The 19,830-nt window shown below is 30.5% G+C and carries 16 protein-coding genes; all 16 read left to right on the top strand.

Features of this window, described 5'->3' with window-relative positions; all coding sequences use genetic code 11:
* Positions 1 to 136: 136 nt before the first annotated feature.
* Entirely contained in the window at positions 137 to 739 is a 603-nt protein-coding gene (locus QMA06_RS15795; RefSeq protein ID WP_290207882.1) for an FEKKY domain-containing protein, read from the top strand.
* A gap of 772 nt (positions 740 to 1,511) precedes the next feature.
* Positions 1,512 to 1,907 (top strand): hypothetical protein, encoded by a 396-nt coding sequence (locus QMA06_RS15800; protein WP_290207883.1) that lies wholly within the window; start codon positions 1,512 to 1,514, stop codon positions 1,905 to 1,907.
* Positions 1,908 to 2,084: 177 nt separating this feature from the next.
* Positions 2,085 to 2,747, top strand: coding sequence for a hypothetical protein (locus QMA06_RS15805; RefSeq protein ID WP_290207884.1), 663 nt, complete (start codon positions 2,085 to 2,087; stop codon positions 2,745 to 2,747).
* A 245-nt stretch (positions 2,748 to 2,992) separates the two neighbouring features.
* Positions 2,993 to 3,823, top strand: a complete 831-nt coding sequence (locus QMA06_RS15810; protein WP_290207885.1) for a Hachiman antiphage defense system protein HamA — start codon at positions 2,993 to 2,995, stop codon at positions 3,821 to 3,823.
* Positions 3,820 to 7,179 carry a DEAD/DEAH box helicase gene (locus QMA06_RS15815; RefSeq protein ID WP_290207886.1) on the top strand — a complete coding sequence of 1,120 codons (3,360 nt, stop codon included), beginning with the start codon at positions 3,820 to 3,822 and terminating at the stop codon, positions 7,177 to 7,179. Before QMA06_RS15810 ends, QMA06_RS15815 begins: the two co-directional genes overlap by 4 nt.
* A 771-nt stretch (positions 7,180 to 7,950) precedes the next feature.
* Positions 7,951 to 9,213: a hypothetical protein gene (locus tag QMA06_RS15820; protein WP_290207887.1), complete on the top strand. Its 1,263-nt coding sequence runs from the start codon at positions 7,951 to 7,953 to the stop codon at positions 9,211 to 9,213.
* A gap of 955 nt (positions 9,214 to 10,168) precedes the next feature.
* Entirely contained in the window at positions 10,169 to 10,705 is a 537-nt protein-coding gene (locus QMA06_RS15825) for a DUF2199 domain-containing protein (protein ID WP_290207888.1), read from the top strand.
* Positions 10,706 to 10,937: 232 nt separating this feature from the next.
* Positions 10,938 to 11,417: a Panacea domain-containing protein gene (locus QMA06_RS15830; protein ID WP_290207889.1), complete on the top strand. Its 480-nt coding sequence runs from the start codon at positions 10,938 to 10,940 to the stop codon at positions 11,415 to 11,417.
* Positions 11,418 to 11,421: 4 nt separating this feature from the next.
* On the top strand, positions 11,422 to 11,802 hold the full coding sequence (locus QMA06_RS15835) for a hypothetical protein (RefSeq protein WP_290207890.1): 381 nt from the start codon (positions 11,422 to 11,424) through the stop codon (positions 11,800 to 11,802).
* Between the two features lie 678 nt (positions 11,803 to 12,480).
* Positions 12,481 to 13,059 carry a hypothetical protein gene (locus QMA06_RS15840; RefSeq protein ID WP_290207891.1) on the top strand — a complete coding sequence of 193 codons (579 nt, stop codon included), beginning with the start codon at positions 12,481 to 12,483 and terminating at the stop codon, positions 13,057 to 13,059.
* Positions 13,060 to 13,082: 23 nt separating this feature from the next.
* Positions 13,083 to 14,018, top strand: a complete 936-nt coding sequence (locus QMA06_RS15845) for a v-SNARE N-terminal domain-containing protein (RefSeq protein WP_290207892.1) — start codon at positions 13,083 to 13,085, stop codon at positions 14,016 to 14,018.
* A 265-nt stretch (positions 14,019 to 14,283) separates the two neighbouring features.
* Entirely contained in the window at positions 14,284 to 14,970 is a 687-nt protein-coding gene (locus QMA06_RS15850; protein WP_290207893.1) for a hypothetical protein, read from the top strand.
* 165 nt (positions 14,971 to 15,135) lie between these two features.
* Positions 15,136 to 15,681 carry an HNH endonuclease gene (locus tag QMA06_RS15855; protein WP_290207894.1) on the top strand — a complete coding sequence of 182 codons (546 nt, stop codon included), beginning with the start codon at positions 15,136 to 15,138 and terminating at the stop codon, positions 15,679 to 15,681.
* A 222-nt stretch (positions 15,682 to 15,903) separates the two neighbouring features.
* The gene (locus QMA06_RS15860) at positions 15,904 to 16,818 is read left to right on the top strand and encodes a nucleotide-binding protein (RefSeq protein ID WP_290207895.1); all 915 of its coding nucleotides are present in this window, start codon (positions 15,904 to 15,906) and stop codon (positions 16,816 to 16,818) included.
* Between the two features lie 294 nt (positions 16,819 to 17,112).
* Complete coding sequence (locus QMA06_RS15865) at positions 17,113 to 17,649, top strand: hypothetical protein (RefSeq protein WP_290207896.1); 537 nt, start codon at positions 17,113 to 17,115, stop codon at positions 17,647 to 17,649.
* 1,345 nt (positions 17,650 to 18,994) lie between these two features.
* Positions 18,995 to 19,573 carry a hypothetical protein gene (locus tag QMA06_RS15870; protein WP_290207897.1) on the top strand — a complete coding sequence of 193 codons (579 nt, stop codon included), beginning with the start codon at positions 18,995 to 18,997 and terminating at the stop codon, positions 19,571 to 19,573.
* The last annotated feature ends 257 nt before the right edge of the window (positions 19,574 to 19,830 follow it).

Below are 19,830 nucleotides of genomic sequence, written 5' to 3' on the forward strand. Positions count from 1 at the left end.
CTAACAATGTATATAATTTATAGCTGCTTCTAACCTACTCACGAAAAACCTCGCGATTTTTCTGTTTAAGTATTTATTTGCTAACTTACTGGCTGAAACAACGCTACAAATCATATACTAAACCGTTGTGCAACATATGAAAAAACTCATCCTGACAATATTATTCCTTAATTCAATAATCGGATTTTCACAAAATGATAAATCAAATGAAATTCTGATTAAAGGAATTGTGATATCGGAAGTCAATGGAAAACCTCTGGAAAATGTTTACGTGAATTATAAATCGAGATACAGATATTCAGCTACAAACGAAAAGGGAGAATTTGAATATAAATACAAAATTCGAGAAAAAGATAGTTTAGAAACTATAGAATTGACTGCTTTGGGTTATGAAAACATTGACACAATAATTCGAGTTGATAAACCGAAAGAATATGTATTTGAATTTGTAATGAAACCAAGATTCGGACTTAACCGAGAAAAAGCACTTGAAGACATAAAAAGCGGAAAAGTAAACATATTGGAATCAAGTGGAATCGCACCTGTTTTCTATAAATCAGACACGAAATTTGCGAAAAAATATAATGTGAATTTTGTCGAGTATGGCTGTGACGCAATTGCAGAGGAAAGTCTTTATGAATATAATAGAACAGTTTTCGAGTATTTGGACAAAAAATACGGAAAGAAATGGAGAAAAAAGATTCGGAAAGACATTGTCGGACTTGAAGAAAACGAATAAAATACGTTGCACAACACCGTGTATAATTAATTGCTTGGTCACTGCCGACTTACGAAAATTCCGCTGGAATTTTCTATCTGTGATTTGTTTGTTAACTTAGTTGCTTAACCACGCAACTAACCATACACAAACACGTTAGCAAAGATTTTGGGCTAACTTGCAATTTCAACGCAATCACTAAATTCTGTGCTTATTTTCAAATCAAAACTACGCTAGAATTTAAAGCTGAACCTTAAAAAATATTATGCTGAAATTTCTTACTCTTGCGGTACGTTACGCGCGAATTTAGGCTTACCCAACTTCTGATCATTACATCAATATTATAGCAATCCTCAACTTTTGGCTGATAAGCGAAATGGCAAAAAGTACTGCTGAACTGTTCGCTGCTTAAAAAATTTGAAATTAGTTGATTAAATCAATCAATTTTGATGTCACGAAAATTTAGGTTGAAAAACAAAACTGATTCTCTTTGCGGAAAAAAACGGAATAATAATTCGGAGATTTTTTTGATATTTAAGTAAAAAATCAATCAACGTCTGAAAAACAAATCGTTCGGAAATACACAAAGGAGTAGCACGTAAAAAGAAAAAACCTTAGCTAACAATGTATATAATTTATAGCTGCTTCTAGCCTACTCACGAAAAACCTCGCGATTTTTCTGTTTAGGTATTTATTTGCTAACTTACTGGCTGAAACAACGCTACAAATCATATACTAAACCGTTGTACCCAATTTGAGAAACGCAATCTGAACCGAAAAATTAATTAAAAATATGACAAATAAAACGCTTGAAACATTCGAATCAAATTCTGACTTTTCATATTTCATAAATAGCCGATTTAAAAAAGATATCGGAAAAATGCGATTTCCTGACAAATACGAACAAAAAAGACCACCGAAAACTATAATTGCGGATAAATCAAATCCTGAAGTTAAAAATATAATTGATAGAGAGTTGATACGCGATAATATATTTGTACAACATAAATTCGATATTTACGAATATCCAATTGTTGTGTTTTACGAAAACAAGTCGAAGGAAATCTTAAAGCCTTTTAAGTTGCCGAAAGACGCTGAAAAATTCAGTAATAGTCTTTTAAACAAAGGATATTACTCTTTGCTGATTAACATTATGAATCACGAAATTGATTGTAAACTTTATAAATAATCGGAAATAAAAACTGGGTACAACACCGTATAAAAATAATTGCGGTTTAGTGCTTAATCAAAGGTCGTTGCGTGTTTGTAACGTCTGATTTTCCTTCGGAAAATCCTCGCATACAAACCCGCAACTATTCTTATACATAAACGTTGTGGTGCATATTAAAAACCGACCAAAAACAGAATGAACGAATTACAATTAACAGGTGGAGCAAGAATTGGAATGGCTAATGCGACATTTCCATTTGCGACTTTAAAAGTGAATAAAGACAGATTGGAATTAAACGCTTCGATTATCGGAAATTTGACTTTTCAAGCTTCAGACATTATTTCAATCGAACCTTATACAATGATTCCAATTCTTGGACAAGGAATAAAAATAAATCATAAAGTTGCTAACTATAAAGAACGAGTGATTTTTTGGACTTTTAAAGACCCAAATTCTGTTGTTCGACAAATTAAAGAAACGGGATTTTTAAATAATCAAAATGCAACCGAACAAAAAATTGACAGAACAATAATTGAAAAACAGGCAAAAGGAGGATTTCCAATCAAAAAAGGTTTTGCAATTGGAGCAATAGTTGTTTGGAACTTACTTTTCTTGACCGATTTCATTCCATTCTTTCTTGGAAAAACAGATGGATTTCCAATTGGTAACGGAGTTTTAGCTGCAATTGGACTTTTATTTCTGACTGCTCTATTCAGCCTAATTTCAGCAGATTTTAGGCGATTGATTTTAAAAGATGGACGAGAATTGAATGACATAAAGAAATTCGCAATTTTCGTAATGATAATAAGTGGATTTATGTTATTGCAATTAGGAATAATGACAAAATTTATGAATTAAAAAATACGACACCACAACAATGTATATGAAAAATAGGCGAAACAGCAATAAATTCAAGGCTTTTGGCTCGTATCAAAGCTTGTGCTTAACCGAAAGTTTGGTGCTTCGAAATCGCCTACTTTTCATATACTAACCGTTACCTGCAAGCTGAAAAGCCAACCGCACAGTCAAGCACATTTCATTTTGTTCGTGCCTCACAAAATAAAAAGAGCTTGCCTTTTGCCAACGCTTAGAAATACAAAAAAATGACTAAACAAACTGATTTAATTGGAAATCATCCAAACGCAGAACATCCTCTTGGAACTTGGCTAAAAGCTAATGACATTCCTACTACAGATACCAAATGTCATAGAGAATTAACTGAGATAAATAATGAAGAAAATGAAGATTTGATTTTATGGATGGCTAATAAATTAATCAGTCATCACTACTCTACTTTTCGATTAGAACAACTCAAGAAAAAATATGGAGAATTAGGTTTTCAAAAATACGCTGAACAAAACAGAAAACTACCAATTGCAGATAAAGTAAAAAAAGGAAATGCGACAGAAATTTTACTTACGGAATACATTCAAAGCACTTTAAATCGTGAATTAATTAAAGTTTTTAAACTTAAGTACAATCCCAATGTTGACCAAGCAATAAAAGGAGATGACACATTAATGGTTGACCTTTTACAACAAGAAAGTGGAGATGATTTGAAAATTTATCTAGGAGAATCTAAATTCCGAAAAATCCCAGATAAAACAGCTGTAGACGATATTTCGTCTTCATTAGAAAAAGAAAAAATGCCTTTATCTTATTCTTTCTTAGTTGAGGAAATTGCTAAAACTAATGAAGAATTAGCTTTGAGGCTAGATGATTTTATTGTGCAAGATATCAAGGATAAAAGTCAACTAATTTATACAGGTTTACTATTGAGTAACGAAAATACATCTGCTAATGTTGAGCGAAATCTCAGCAATGATAATCCAGAACTAATTTTTATTTCTATTGGCATTAAAAATCCTGAAAATTTCATAAATCTTGTTTTTGAGAAAGCAAATGAACTAATCGCTAATCCATCAACTTTATGACTTTTGACCAAATTCAAGAAAAATTAGATAAGGTTGAAAAAGACTCTACACTTCAAAATCTAATTGCACAAGCAAATGCTAGATACATTCTTTATAATACTTCAGAAAGTCTAGATAACTTTCCCAAATACACTATTAAAGACGATAAGTTAAATCTTCTCGCATTTCATTATCTTAATTTAGGATGTAGGTTTATTGAAAATGAACATTTAAAAAATGGAATATTCCCTTTAGAAAAAGGAGCCTCAATAATAGAAAACATTCACGGTTCGCCTGAAGTCAAAACTAATCTAGGCAATTACTATGGACTTATTTCAGCTTTGTCATATTACGTTTGTTTTCAATACTCAAAAGCATTCATATTAATTAAGAAAATTGAAAATGATACTGTTATTTCAAAAATTGTTTCCTTATTTCTTAGTCGAAATTATCAAGAACTTCAGGAGACAATAAATAGTATGATGGTAAATGAAATTTATACTGACGACTATTTATCAGAAAATAATGAAGAGATAGATTCAAGTAAAAACATCTATGAAATAACTATTGCAAAATCTTTAAATAACTTCATTAAATACTTCTACACAGGAGATAAGAATCTTTTAGAATTAGCCAAAATCAATCTTAAAAATTTAAAAATAATTGCTGAGATTAAAAACGAACCTGATGTTTGGTGGGTAGTTAGATTATTGATAATAATAACAGATGGTATTTCAGAAGCTTCTTTATGGGATTCGCTTAAAAAATATTTTGACACTAGTGATGGACTAGCTCGCAATTATATTCATTCGTTAACGTATAAAAAATATGGAGGGATATATGAATTATTCATAACTCAGCGTAATTCATTATCTAAAGTAATTGGCGAAGAAAATAATGGATGTGTGGTAAGTATACCAACAAGTAGCGGAAAAACAAGAATTGCCGAAATAGCAATATTAGATTCTATTTCAAAAAACAAAGGAAGTAAAGTATTATATATCGCACCATTTAGGTCATTAGCTTATGAAATTGAAAATTCATTAGACGAAATATTTCATAGTATCGGAATATCCGTATCACACCTTTATGGTGGTAGCTTATTTAGTAAACTTGACGAGAAAGTAATTGATGAATCTGATGTAATAATAGCAACACCAGAGAAAGCAAAAGCTATGCTTAGAGGTAACAATGAAATTCTAAATCAAATAAAACTTGTTGTTATAGATGAAGGTCATTTACTAGGAGCAAATAAAAGGCTAATTGTCAATGAAATTTTTTACGAAGAATTAAGATATTTTATTAAACAAAATACAGGCAGATTTTTATTGTTATCAGCCGTTCTTCCTAATGCAGAAGATTTAGCAGAATGGCTAACCGACTCAAGCGAAAATGTTTTTAAAGAAAATTGGAGACCTTCTGATGAACGTTTAGGTGTTCTTCAATGGAATGGTAATTCTGTTGACTTAAATTGGAGAAGTACTGATGCAGAAAGGAACTCTTTTAACCCAAAATTTATCCAAAGTGTAGAGCAACCATTAAAAGGTAGACAAACTAGAATAAGGCACTTTCCTGAGACAAAAAACCAAGCAATAGCTAGCACAGCATATAAACTTAGAACCTTCGGACCTGTTTTAATTTTTGTTGGACAAAAAAGGTCTGTTTTTACTATTGCAAGAGAATATGATAAATGTCTTACTGATGAAACCGAATTTGTATTAAAAAATCAAAATGATTGGAATGCATTTGAGCTAGCTTGTATTGAATCTTATGGTGAAAAATCAGAATGGCTATATTTTGCTAGAAAAGGAATCTTATGCCATAATGCTGATTTATTATCAGATGTTAGATTACCACTTGAAAGGTTAATGAGTAAAGAAAAACCTAGAGTTATAATTGCAACTTCAACTTTAGGCCAAGGAGTTAATTTGGGTGTGTCTACCGTAATATTCTCGACATTATATCAAGCAGGTAATCTAATTACTTCTAGGGATTTTTGGAATATTGCTGGAAGAGCTGGAAGAGCATTTGTAGACCACGAAGGGAAGATTTTAGTAGCATTAGATACGGTAAATAAAAAATCAAGAAAAGTTAATTGGGAAAGAAATCTAATATTTGACTATTTCGATAAAGCTAAAATTGATAATGCACAGAGTGGTTGCTTAGAGTTAATTAAAATCCTAAAAAAAATAGCTAACTCAAATGATGTATCATTTGAACAATTAATAGAATTAATAGCAGATAATAACATTTCAGATATACACGAAAATTCAGAAGCAATTAATAACACCTTAGATTGGATTGATGATGGACTATTATCATTACATAGTCTAAATAGTACAGATGATGATAATTATGGATGGACTGATGATTACTTTAGAAATTCATTAGCTTATATTCAGGCAGAGAAGTCTGAGGAAATTACTGGAGAAGAAGTAATTCAGTTTCTTAAAGCAAGAACTAAAGGAATCGTAACAAAAGTAGGCAATGACAAAAGTAAATGGAATTCAATAATTAAATCTGGTATACCTCTAAATAGCGATTTACAAATCGAAGATAAATTAGATAAGTTAATAATCATTATTCAAGATTATTTATCAAATGACATAAATATCGATTCGAAAATTAACTTGCTCAAAGATATTGAAAATGAAATTAAAGAAATTAATGTTCTTTCTGAAGAATTTATAGAAAGTGTAAATGAAGATGAAATAAGAAATAAATGGTTAAAAGCTGTTCCTTTATCAGAAATAGCAACTCTTGAAGAAGCAACTAATATAGTTACCAAATATTATTCATTCAGCCTTCCTTGGGTTTTAAACGGAATCTCAAAAAAACTAAGAAATATAGAACTCAATGTTGAAGCAGATACAATTGAGGAACTATCAATATTAGTTGAACTCGGTTTACCAAATTTAGTAAGTGTCAAAATTTATCAATGTGGAATTAGGTCAAGGTCTTCAGCTAATGAAATTAGTGGATTATACGACAATGAATTATGGGATAAAAGCATCAAATTTTACAAAAATGATTTAATCAATAACATAGACAAATACAAAGATTTAATTTCTGAAGGAGCATATAAATGGATTGTTTTACTATCTAAATTTTCAAGAAGAGAAATTATCGTTTTACGGTCAGTACCAAATTTCACATTTCCTGATAAGCATAAGACAACTACTCGTCTACTTGCAAAGAAAATTAATGGAATACAATATTTAGCAAGTCCAGATTATAAATTATTAGAAGATATAAGTACTTCTGAAATTGATTTCTCTTCTGTAAATGATGTTGATGGTGTCTTTTTTGATTATGATGAAAGTGATGGACTTTGGAAAATGGTTAATTTAAACCCATATTTAAAATTTGAGGAATGAAGCCAACGCAAGTGCAAGCACATTTAAATTTTGCTCGTGCCTCACAAATTTAAAAGAGCTTTCACGCCAACGCTAGCAAGTTTGCGGAAGAAAAGCCAGCAGGTAACAATGTATATAAAAAATAGGGCAATTATTGCTAAATCGAAAGTTTATGTTTGTCTGCAAAGTCCGCCACATTTTTAATTTGTATTTTAGAAAAAAGATAAAAATAAAACAAAAAATATGGCTCAGTATAAATCCGAAAATAAGTGCTTATCAACTGCCCTACTTTTCATATACTAGACCGTTGTGTTTCATTGCGGAACGCACTCGAACCGAAAAAAAACCTAGTTTGATTTTCGGATTTTTTTTTGAATTTTAAGAAAGAAAAAACAGAAAAATTGTATTGCGGAATTTCAAATGTTACGTCTGATTCTCACTTAAACGTGGAATAAAAAACGCATCTGACTTTTAGCTTGTTTGCGTATTAAAAAATCAAAAAACATCCGACTGACCAAAGCAGTGCGCAACTGTTGCGGCGGACTGACTAGCGAAACGAAAAAAAAAAAAAAAGAATTTTACGACTGACCAAAAATTGTAAGAAAAAAAACAACGAAAACACAACACCGTATATAAAAAATTGCTAGTTTTAGCTTAACCAATGTTAGTTGCTTTGTTTGCTTGCTTCCGATTTTCCTTCGGAAAATCCTCGCACACAAACACGCAACTTTCCATATACATAAACGTTGTAGCCAATTTGACATCACCATTCCGAATTCAATAAATTAAACTATGAGTATTAATATTATTAAGAAATTATTTAATGAAAAACTGCAACTACTTGAAAAAAGTAATTTAGATTTTATTGCTGACCATTTTATTGACTTAATCTTTATAACAAATAATACTCACAATCCGAGTTTAAAAGACAGCATTAGACATAGCGTAACAAAAGACTCAAAATACAGTAAGACTATTTTATATAGTTGCATTGGAGGCTTTGTTCTTTATAGAACCTACAATTACAATTTTAATAATGAGTTTTATATAGAAATCATAAATGAGGACATTAAAGACTTTGTAAAAGAAATTCCAGTAATTACGAAAGAAGGAATTAAATTAAACTTTTATCAAACTCTAAAAAACACTGCTGGTTTTGAATTAAACTTAAACAGAACATTTAAACTTGGAGGATTAGAAAAAGGAATCCAAATAGGCTTTTTCACAATAGATGCATTTGAAATCATAGTTGCCGATAATGATAAAATAAATCCAATAGTTAATGATTTAAGAGATTTACTTGAGTATGAAGACGAGAAAGAAAAAATAGTTAAAGAAAATATCCATTTAAAAAATGAATTAATCAAGTTAGATGAATCCCAAAAAGTCATTATCATAACAGAAGGTAAAACTGATTGGAAATATTTTCTTTCTGCACTAAATTACTTCCATAATATTGGAGAATACCTTGAATTGAAAAATCACTATTTTTTGCGATTTGGAAGCCAAAAAGATGTTGAAAACAATGTTTGTGGAACCAGAATTGAATTAAGTAGTTCAGTTACACAACTCAATAAGTTTCTAGAATCATTTATTACTTCAGAGAAAATTCACAGAAAACAAAAACCTATAATAAAAATAGGAATATTTGATTCCGATGATAAAAAAGCCAAAATTATTAATGATAAAAAAACTAATACATATTCATTAATTATTGAGCCAGACAACATTTCAACTGAATTATTATTTTCAGACATTACAATTAAAACAGTTATTAATGAAAAAAGGTTATTTATTGGAGAAGAATTTGACCACAAAACAAAAAGACATTTAGAAAATAAAAGTCTTAACCTTGGAGGAGATAATAATAATTTAAATAAAGCTTCAAAAAAAGTTATAATCGATTCAAATGTATTCGATGAAAATGGAAATGACCTGACATTATCAAAAGAACAATTTGCAAACCATATTTTCAAAAACGAAATCAATATTTCAGAAAATGAATGGAATAATTTTAGACATATTTTTGACAAACTAACCTTATTAATTAAATAAATAAAAACTGGCTACAACACCGTATAAAATTAATTGCTAGCTCTAGCCTACTTACGAAAGTCCTCGCGGACTTTCTATCTGTGATTTATTTGCTAACTTTAGTGCTTAAACACGCAACTAATCTTATACAAAACCGTTGGCAAACATTTTGCGCGTGCCAACAATTTCAAGACTTTTACGAAATTCTGTGCTTACTTGCTTCAGAAAAATACGTTGGAATTTAAAGCTGAACGTTAAAAAAATATTACACTGGAATTTCTTACTCTTGCGGAACTTTACGCACGAATTTCGACTTACCCAACTTCGGTTCTTTAATTCAAAATTATAGCAATCCTCAACTTTTGGATGATAAGCGGAATGGCAAAACGTACGGCTGAACTGTTCGCAATTTTAAAAAATTGAAACTAGTTGTTTAAATCAATCGATTCTGATGTCACGAAATTTCGGCCGAAAATCAAAACTGATACTCTTTGCGAAAAAAACAGAATAATAATTTGAAGATTTTTTTGACATTTAAGTAAAAAACGAAACAACGTACGAAAAACCAAAGATCCTATAAATACACAAAGGAGTAGTTCGTAAAAAGAAAAAACGTTAGCCAACAATGTATATAATTTATAGCTGCTTCTTGCCTACTGTCGAAAAACCTCACGGTTTTTCTATTTCGGTTTTTATTTGTTAACTTACTCGCTTATAACACGCAACAAATCATATACGAGACCGTTACCCAACATTTGAGAGAAACATTGAGAAAACGAAAAATCATAGGAATTCATCTATTAACTTTTGTCATTTTGACAATCGTTTTATTCTTTTCGGCTGAACCGATTTTGAACAAATTTGCTTCTGGAATTCACAACGTAGGAATGTGGCTGAATTTGATAATTTATGGAACAATCGGGATTTTATTTTTGACAATAATTTCGTGTCTAATTTTTATAAAACGGAGAAATTAATGTTCTGGAAAAGAAAGAAAAATAAAACAGCGGAATTTAAATGTCCTGAATGTGGAAAAGTTCATTCGGAATGGCCTGCTTTAGCGTTTAAATCACCTGCGAATTACGATTTTTTGTCTGATAAAGAAAAAACAGAACTTGGAAAATTAGAATCGGACTTTTGCGAAATTCATTACGAAGACCAAATTGACCGTTTTATTAGAGTTACGCTTACTCAAAAAGTAAAGGACGCTTGTGAAACTTTGGAATATGGACTTTGGGTTTCTTTAAGCGAAAAAAGTTATTTAGACTATAAAGAAAATTATAATAATCCGAATCACGAAACTGGATATTTTGGTTGGTTATGTAGCAATGTTCCTGAATATGGAGATACATCTTCTATTCCTTGTGATGTAATGACAAAAGGTGGAAATGACAGACCTGAAATTTTTCCTCACGAAGATTTTGACCATCCATTTGTTAGAGATTTTTACGATGGAATTTTAAAAACAGAAGCGGAAAATAGAATAGACGAAATGATAAAAAACGTTGGGTAACACCGTATATAATTTATTGCTGGCTTCTCGCCTACTTACGAAAGTCCTCGCGGACTTTCTTGGTCGGTAATTATTTACTAAATTAGTTGCTTAAACCTCGCAACAAACCATATACAATCACGTTGGCAGTAATATAAAGCATATTTGTGAAATTAAATCTTGTATAAAGTTTTTCTTATATTTGCCGATTAATTTGAAATAACAAATTGTTTTTTTTTAGTATATTTACTATATGACTTATAGACCAAATAAAATAGCGGATTATTTCTTATCTAAATATGGACAAGAAAAGGGCATCACACCAATGAAGCTAATAAAATTAGTCTACATAGCTCACGGTTGGTATTTAGGTATTACAGATAATACTTTAATTGATGAAAATCCAGAAGCTTGGAAATATGGTCCAGTCATTGCTTCTCTTTATCACGAATACAAACATTTCGGAAATAATCCAATAAAAAAAGAATTTTCAGAGGTTGTTAATCTTGGCGATGTGAAAGATGAAAAATTTTTAGATAGAATTTGGGCTGTATATGGGAAATTTACAGGAACAGAACTTAGTGCTAAAACTCACTTATTTGATACACCTTGGTCTAAGGTATGGAATAGTGTTAAAAACGCTAATTACCTTTCATTGCAAATACCAGAAAACTACATAAAAGACTATTACAAAAAGATTTTGTTGGTAAATAAAGCTGAACAAACCGCTTAAAAATATGTCAACAAATTTAGAGGATTTTCTTGCATTTATTGAACCTGAACCAGCCGAAACAGATACGAGGTCTGAAAAAGAAACTGAACAATTCAATAAAAATACAGATTACTCTAAAACCACTTACAAGTCATTAAAAAATAAACGATATCGCTCTAACACCAATCTTAGAATTTATTTAGCTATTTGGGCAACTCTCATTGTAAGTGCTTGGCTTTGGAAAGTTGGAGAAATATTAGTTAACAATAACGAAAAATACTGCTTGAGTGAAAGTGTTTTAAATACTCTATTAACAACTACAACAATAGAAGTTTTAGGAATAGTAGCTATTGCAATGTATGACTTATTTAATGGGAAATCCGAAGAAAGTCTAAAAGAAGAATAAATACTACTGCCAACACCGTATATAATTTATTGCTGGCTTCTCACCTACTTACGAAAGTCCTCGCGGACTTTCTTGGTCGGTAATTATTTACTAAATTAGTTGCTTAAAACACGCAACAAACCATATACAACAACGTTGGCAAACATATTCTGCGCACCTACAATTTTACGGAAATTAAGAGTTTAGTCTGTTAAGTTTTGAGAAGTTTCTACTAAAAATCTAATCGCAAATCAGAACGCTGAAAATTAAAAAACACAACGCTGAATAATATCTAAAACTAATCAGTTCGCTAAAATTAAACAAGATCTCACGGCAAAATAGCCTGAATAAAATTTAATTAAGTTCGGTCCTTTAATTGAGTAAGAGCAAAAAGCTAAGGTTTCTGTTTAGCCACTTATGTCAAAAACGTCTGAAAAAAATTAATTTATCAGCAGTACGCAATGATCACGGCTGAATCAACAAATAAAATACGTTAGCCAACAATGTATATAGTTCATTGCTACTTATAGCAGTTCAAGAAAAATTCCGTTGGAATTTTACCTTTCAGTTTTATTTACTAAATTTAGAGTTATAATCTCGCAACAAACCATATACGAGACCGTTGCCATTAATTAAAAAATACCTGCTAATGGGTATTTCATAGCATTAAAAAAAGTATCATCTTTAAATAAAGAAAATATGGATAATAAAGAATTAATAAAAGCATTTAGACAAGGTGGAACAGGTAATTGTGTTTCAATTGCAATAATCAAAGCAGGTATTGAAATATTTGGTATAAATAATATATTCCAGCATAGTTGGGATAATAATATCTGTAATGTAATAATGAGGGATGGATTTGAACTTGAATTTACAATGGAGGAAATGAAAAAAGGTGCTATTCTATCTAAATTTATACCTTTAGAAAATGAAGATGTTTTAAATTACGCTATACTATGTTATACGGCTATGGCTAAAAGATCTCAGTTGGAAGACAATGATAACCAATCTGGTATGTCATTTGAAGAAGCTGCTGAAACTCTTAATAAAGGCGAGTATTATTTAGAAGGTCCACATTGGATAGGCTTAAGGCAAAATATAAGAAGTATTGGCAGAAAATATATCTGGCAATATAAAGGAGTTATTGGAGCCTCAAGAAGTCATTGCTTTTTTGCTTCCAAAGGTTATGAAGATAATCACGGTAAAATAGATAGGATTAGTTTTACAGAAAGAAGATTTTGTAAATGGTTTAGAATAACCGAGAAGAGTATACATTAAAATTAACCAATAAATTAAACATTATGGCCTGTAGAAGCGCATCAGTAAGGAGAGCACAAAAAAAATCAGAAGAAGCTCTTAAAGCTATTAAAAAACTTGAAAAGAATATTAGTGATTTAGCTAAATCAGAAGAAGCTGTATTTGAATCAAAAATTAGAGAATTTCAAGAAGACATTGGAGTTGACGACTTAGAAAAACTTGATGGGAATTCTGCGGTCAAAGTGGATTTTACGCACGAATTTAATGCAGATACCTTAATTCCAGTTATCACAAATGTTCTAAAGACTGCTGCATCCTTAATATCTGGAGCAGGAACAGCAGCAGTAATATTGACGAATCCCGAAAATATTAAAACTTATGCAGATTTATTGAGTTCAATAGCCGAATCAATTAAAACTAATTCAAGTACTGGTGCTAATACATCTTTTTCTATGAATAGATTAGCACCAGGCTTTTTCTCTTTTACTTCAACAAAATCAATGACTATTTCAGATAAAGAAACATTTGGAGAAGAATCAATCACAGCAACAACGTTCTACTATCAAATATACTTTAGCAAAAAGCACGCAGTAAAATTTAATGATTGGACAAGTATACTTACATTAATTGAAATGATTAGAAAATTGAATGATGCAAGAATAGGAATAGTCGATAGGTTAGTAAGCAATGAATTTACTTTGGCAGAATTCACGAAATTATCAGACAGCTATAAAGCAGCAATAGAAAAACACGAATCAGAACTTTCTATGCTAATCAATGAGACATCTGTAGTAGAAGTAATGAACAAAGCAATAAAGAAAAATTATTCCGAAAAGGTTTTAGACACCAAAACCGTTTTATCTACTTCTATGGATTCAAAAGCAATCTTAAATAATGCGATAGAGTTATTTGGGAATCGAGGCTCATTATATAGCAATGCTCTACAAGAAGCTCAATATCTTTTAAAAACAACTGAGTAATCAACCATACAATTTGATTTAACATTTAAAGTTAATTTGGGGAAAAATAACTAATGGCAACAACGTATATAGCTCATAGCTAATTAGTTGCTTAATCGAAGTTAATGCTTGTTTGGAAAGTCGCCAAATTTTTAAATTTGACGATTTCCGATAAAAAAGATAAATAGTAAAATTCAAAAATATGGCTTGTACTCAATCCGAAAATAATTTTCTAATTTGCACGCTACGAGCCATATACAAGACCGTTGTATGCAATACCCGAACGATGAACGAAACCGCTGAAAAAATCCTAAAAAACAAAACTGATTATAGAAGAAATCTAGAATTTTTGGATGCAAAATATAATGGAATATTTTCAAGAAAATTAATAAAAGAAAAAAATGAGATTAATATTCTATCTCTATTTTCTGAAATGGAATTTGGATATGTCCTAAATCAATTATTTTCAGAAGTAATCTACGAACCTAAGATAAATGGAAAAACCCCAGATTGGTTAGTAAAATCTGAAAATCAAAATATCATATTTGAAGTAAAAAAAATAAATCCAATTGAAAAAGAATTAAATAATAAAATTGAATCATTTAAAAAAGATGAATACTTTGGAAATACTCAAAGTTCATTTATTACTTCAATTAATAATTTCATCCCACAAATCTCAAAAATCACTAATAAAGAAGAAACATACAGAGATTTAATTAAAATAGATAACTACAAATTAATTATTTGTATTGATGTAATTAATTTACAAAAAGATTTTATTACAGATAATGACTTAAAGGAATATTTAGACTTTGAAAGTAAATATTCAATTCTGAAAAATTATCCTGAATTCTGTGAAAATGTAGCAGGAATTATTGGGAAACCTATTTTCGGTAATTTAGTATTTATTGAAAATAAAAATTCTAAATTTAATATTAATAAAAGTAATTTGAATATAATTGAGAATATTTAAAGTACTGCATACAACACCGTATATAATTTATTGCTGGCTTCTAGCCTACTTACGAAAGTCCTCGCGGACTTTCTTTGTCGGTAATTATTTACTAAATTAGTTGCTTAATCCACGCAACAAACCATATACAAACACGTTACCCAACATTTGAAAAAAAAATCGAGAATGATACGAAATTATTGGAAAGAAGAATGGAAAGAGATTGAATTTGACGACAAGATTTCCGAAAAAGAAAAGTTTAAAATATCCAATTACGGTAGAATAATAAACTGCAAAACGGACGAAGAATTTATTGTGAAAGAATATTTTATAAACGGATATCAGAATTTACCACTTAAACAAAAAAAGAACGGAAAACAGACAAGCAGATACGTTCACAAACTTGTTGCCGAACATTTTCTTGAAAAAAATAACGGAATTTGTGTTATTCACTTGAACTATGATAAAACTGACAACCGAATTGAAAACTTAAAATGGGCAACTAAAAGAGAAAAAGAACTTCATCAATTTAACCATCCAAATTGGAACGAAATTGTTAAAAAACGGAACAAAAATATTGGGAAATTAAACGAGGGAAAAGTAAAAATTATAAAACGTCAATTAAAAAATAGTAAGAATAGAATGAGTATGATTGCAAAACGTTTTGGAGTATCTGATATGCAAATTCACAGAATAAAAACAGGGGAAAACTGGAGTTCAATAACGGAATAAAAAACGTTGGGTAACAACGTATATAGCTCATAGCTAATTAGTTGCTTAATCAAAGTTAAGGCATATTTGGAAAGTCGCCAAATTTTTAAATTTGACGATTTCCAATAAAAAAAATAAATAGTAAAATTTAAAAATCTGGCTTGTGCTTAATCCGAAAATAATCGCTAATTTACACGCTACGAGCCATATACAAGACCGTTGTGTGTCATTTGAAAAAACAGAATGAAAGAAGATATAAAACCGAGATACGAGATAATATTTAGTGATTTAAAAAATCATATGATTGGAGACTATTTGATTTCAAGAGAATTTAAAATGGCTATGTCTCAAAATGGATTTTATGAATGGTGGCAAAATATTTATGAGCAGATAAAGGAAAATAGACGGTATTTCTCACTTGGAATGGACCACAAAAGAGGAGATAACATTGACACTTTAGCTGTAGTTTTAAATGCGAGTCACGAAAATGAAAAAGTCGAAAATGTAGTTACTTTAATTATCGTTTCGTTCATAGAGTATAAAAAGACAAACGAAGACTTTTCAGATATTATCGAAGCTATGACAGTTGCGGAATTTTCCGAAGAAGCAATCAATGAAGTTAAGAATGCTTTTGACAAACATAAAAAATTGAATTTACCTGAAAAGGTTGTTACGAAATCTACCACTTCAAAAAAGACTTCAAATTCTAAAGCAAATAAAAAAGACGTTTTCATTGTACACGGTCATAATGAAGAACTGAAAGAAAAAGTAGCAAGAACTATTGAAAAATTGAAATTACGCCCAGTAATACTTCACGAACAAAGTAACGAAGGACAAACAGTAATTGAAAAATTTGAAAAGCATTCAAATGTGAATTTTGCTGTAATACTTTTGACGTATGATGATTTTGGGAATGTAAAGTCTGAAAGTAATCATAATAAAAGAGCAAGACAAAATGTAATTCTTGAATTAGGATACTTTATTGCTAAAATTGGTCGAGAAAATGTAATGCCTCTTTATGAACAAGGAGTAGAACTTCCAAGTGATATTTCAGGAGTTCTTTACACTTTAATTGACGAAACTGAAAATTGGAAATTCAGACTTGTTAAAGAGCTAAAATCTGCAGGATTTAAAGTAGACGCAAATGATATAATTTAAAATAAAAAACGCCACACAACACCGTATATAGCTCATAGCTAATTAGTTGCTTAATCGAATCTAAGGCATATTTGCAAGTCCGCCAAATTTTTTAATTTGGCTTATTGAAAAGAAAAAGTAATAATAAAATTAAAAAATTCGGCTCGTGCTTAACCGAAAAGTTATCGCTAATTTGCACGCTACGAGCCATATACAAAACCGTTGTAAAACATTTTGAAAACGCAAATGACAAGAAAATTTAAACTTCTGATTTTAATTGGATTTATTATTTCCAGCTGTTCGAGTTCAAAAAAATTGGACTTATGGACAAAACAATCTACAATAGAAGAAGTGAAAAATTTTGAATCTCAATTAAATCCAAATTCCGAATTTTTAAACCAAAATGTAAGTCTTTCAGAGAGTATTTACCCGAAAGTAAAGGAATTTGAAATGGCAAACCCTTTAATAATAAAAAGACAAAAGACAAATTTATTACCAGTCTATGCAGAATATTTTTACTCAAAACCTGACTCGATTTTAAGATATGTCAGTTACGATTGGGAAAATAATCGTTATGGGAATTACTTTGACAAAAAAAAAGATTGGGAAACGCAAAGCAAAAAACTGACCGAGTACAATGCGGAATATGAGCGGATTAAAAAACAATTGATTTCGGAGTTTGGACAACCAATCGAACAAGACAACCAACCACAAGAGACAAAATCAGATTATGGTGGACCAGATTACTTGTCGAGAAATACAATTTGGGAATCTGAATCAAAATTTATGAAACTAAACATGATTTTCGGAGCTTCGACTTATCGAATCCGATTTTACTATTACTGGAAATAAAAAAACGTTTTACAACAATGGCTATAAGTAATTGCTTGTTCTCGCTTCCTTCTGAAAATCCTCGAGGATTTTCAGTTTGGTGTGTACTTGCAAAGTTAAGCGCTAAACCACGCAACTACTCATAGCCGAAACCGTTAGCAAAGATTTTGGTGCTAACTTGCAATTTCCGCGCAATCACTAAATCCTGTGCTTATTTTCAAATCAAAACTACGCTGGAATTTAAAGCGGAACCTTAAAAAATATTACGCTGGAATTTCTTACTCTTGCGGAACGTTACGCGCGAATTTAGGCCACCCAACTTCTGATCATTAAATCAATATTACAGCAATCCTCAACTTTTGGCTGATAAGCGGAATGGCAAAACGTACGGCCGAACTATTCGCTGCTTAAAAAGTTTGAAATTAGTTGATTAAATCAATCGATTCTGATATTACGTAAATTTAGGTTGAAAACAAAACTGATGCTCTTTGCGGAAAAGAACGGAATAATAATTCGGATATTTTTTTGATATTTAAGTAAAAAATGAATAAACGTCTGAAAAACAAACCGTCCGAAAATACACAAAGGAGTAGTTCGCAAAAAGAAAAAACCTTAGCTAACAATGTATATAATTTATAGCTGCTTCTAGCCTACTCACGAAAAACCTCGCGGTTTTTCTATTTCAATATTTATTTGCTAACTTACTTGCTCAAACAACGCTACAAAATCATATACTAAACCGTTGGCAAACATTTTCGCGCACTTGCAATTTTACCGCTTCTACTCTACTTTTAGCTAGTTTATGCGCGAAAAAAACCTAATCCGAAATCAAATCTGAACCTTAAAAATATTACGCTGGATTTTAATACTCTTGCGGAATATAACGCACGAAATTCGGCTTTCCCAACTTCAGTTCTTTAATTCGAAAATATCGCAATCCTCAACTTTTGGCTGATATGCAGAATGTCAAAACATTACGTCTGATCTGTTCGCAATTTGATTAATCCAATTTTAGTTGCTTAAATGAATCGTTTGTGATTGCTCAATGTTTCGGTCGAATTAAAAAAAAGATTCTCTTTGCGGAAAAAACGGAATAATAATTCGGAGATTTTTTTTTGATTTTTAAGTAAAAAATGAACATAACGTCTGAAAAACAAATCGTTCGGAAATATTACGTAGGAACAGAACGCTGAAAAGAAAAAAACGTTAGCCAACAACGTATATAGTTTATAGCTTGGTCTGTGCTTACTTGCGAAAAGCCTCTCGGCTTTTCTATCTTACGGAATTATTTACTAACTTACTCGCTGAAACACGCTACAAACCATATACAAAACCGTTGCCAACAAGCTGACCAAAAACCTCTGAATTGAAAATTAAACAGAATTATTTAAAAGGAAAATCCGTTTTCATAGTTTCATTACTCTTAATCGGAATTACAATTCTGACTGTTTATCTGACTGGAATTAATTACAACAGAAGTCTGACTTCAAATCTGTACTTGTCATTGGGAATTATTGCAACGTCACTATTCCTATTTATGACTTATGGACTTTATAAAGGAATTGGACTGATTGACAATTTTCCAAAATTTCGGAATTTTAAAAGAGGAGATATAATGGGAAATGCTTCACCAACTTTTGATACGCCATCAATTGATGTTGGAGACGGAATTGGTGGATTGATTTTATCAATTCTATTGTGGATTGGAATGACGATTTTGATAATTGTATTACTAATCCTTTTGGAGGCTGTCTTTTGGTTTTCGATATTTATTATTTTAGCAATGTTGTATTGGATTTTTTTCAGAGCTTTAAAATTGGTATTTAATAAATCAAAAGATACAAAAGGAGATATTGGAATTTCAGCAGTTTACTCTCTGACTTACACTCTACTCTATATTGGTTGGATTTTCGGAATCGTGTATCTGACTGAAATAATGAAATAAAGCCAGTTGGCAACAACGTGTATAATTCATTGCTAGTTATAGCCTACTTACGAAAGTCCTCGCGGACTTTCTATCTGTGATTTATTTGCTAACTTTAGTGCTTAAAAACGCAACGAAATCATACACAATCACGTTGTAAAACATTTAAAAAAAACCTGAACTTCATTTAAAACTCACAATTCTTGAATAAGAACAAAGCAAATTTTGAATATGTTTATGTTGAAAAAGACGGAACAGTACGTGAATTGGATAATCAG

It is taken from the genome of Winogradskyella bathintestinalis (assembly GCF_030407435.1).
GTDB lineage: Bacteria > Bacteroidota > Bacteroidia > Flavobacteriales > Flavobacteriaceae > Winogradskyella > Winogradskyella bathintestinalis.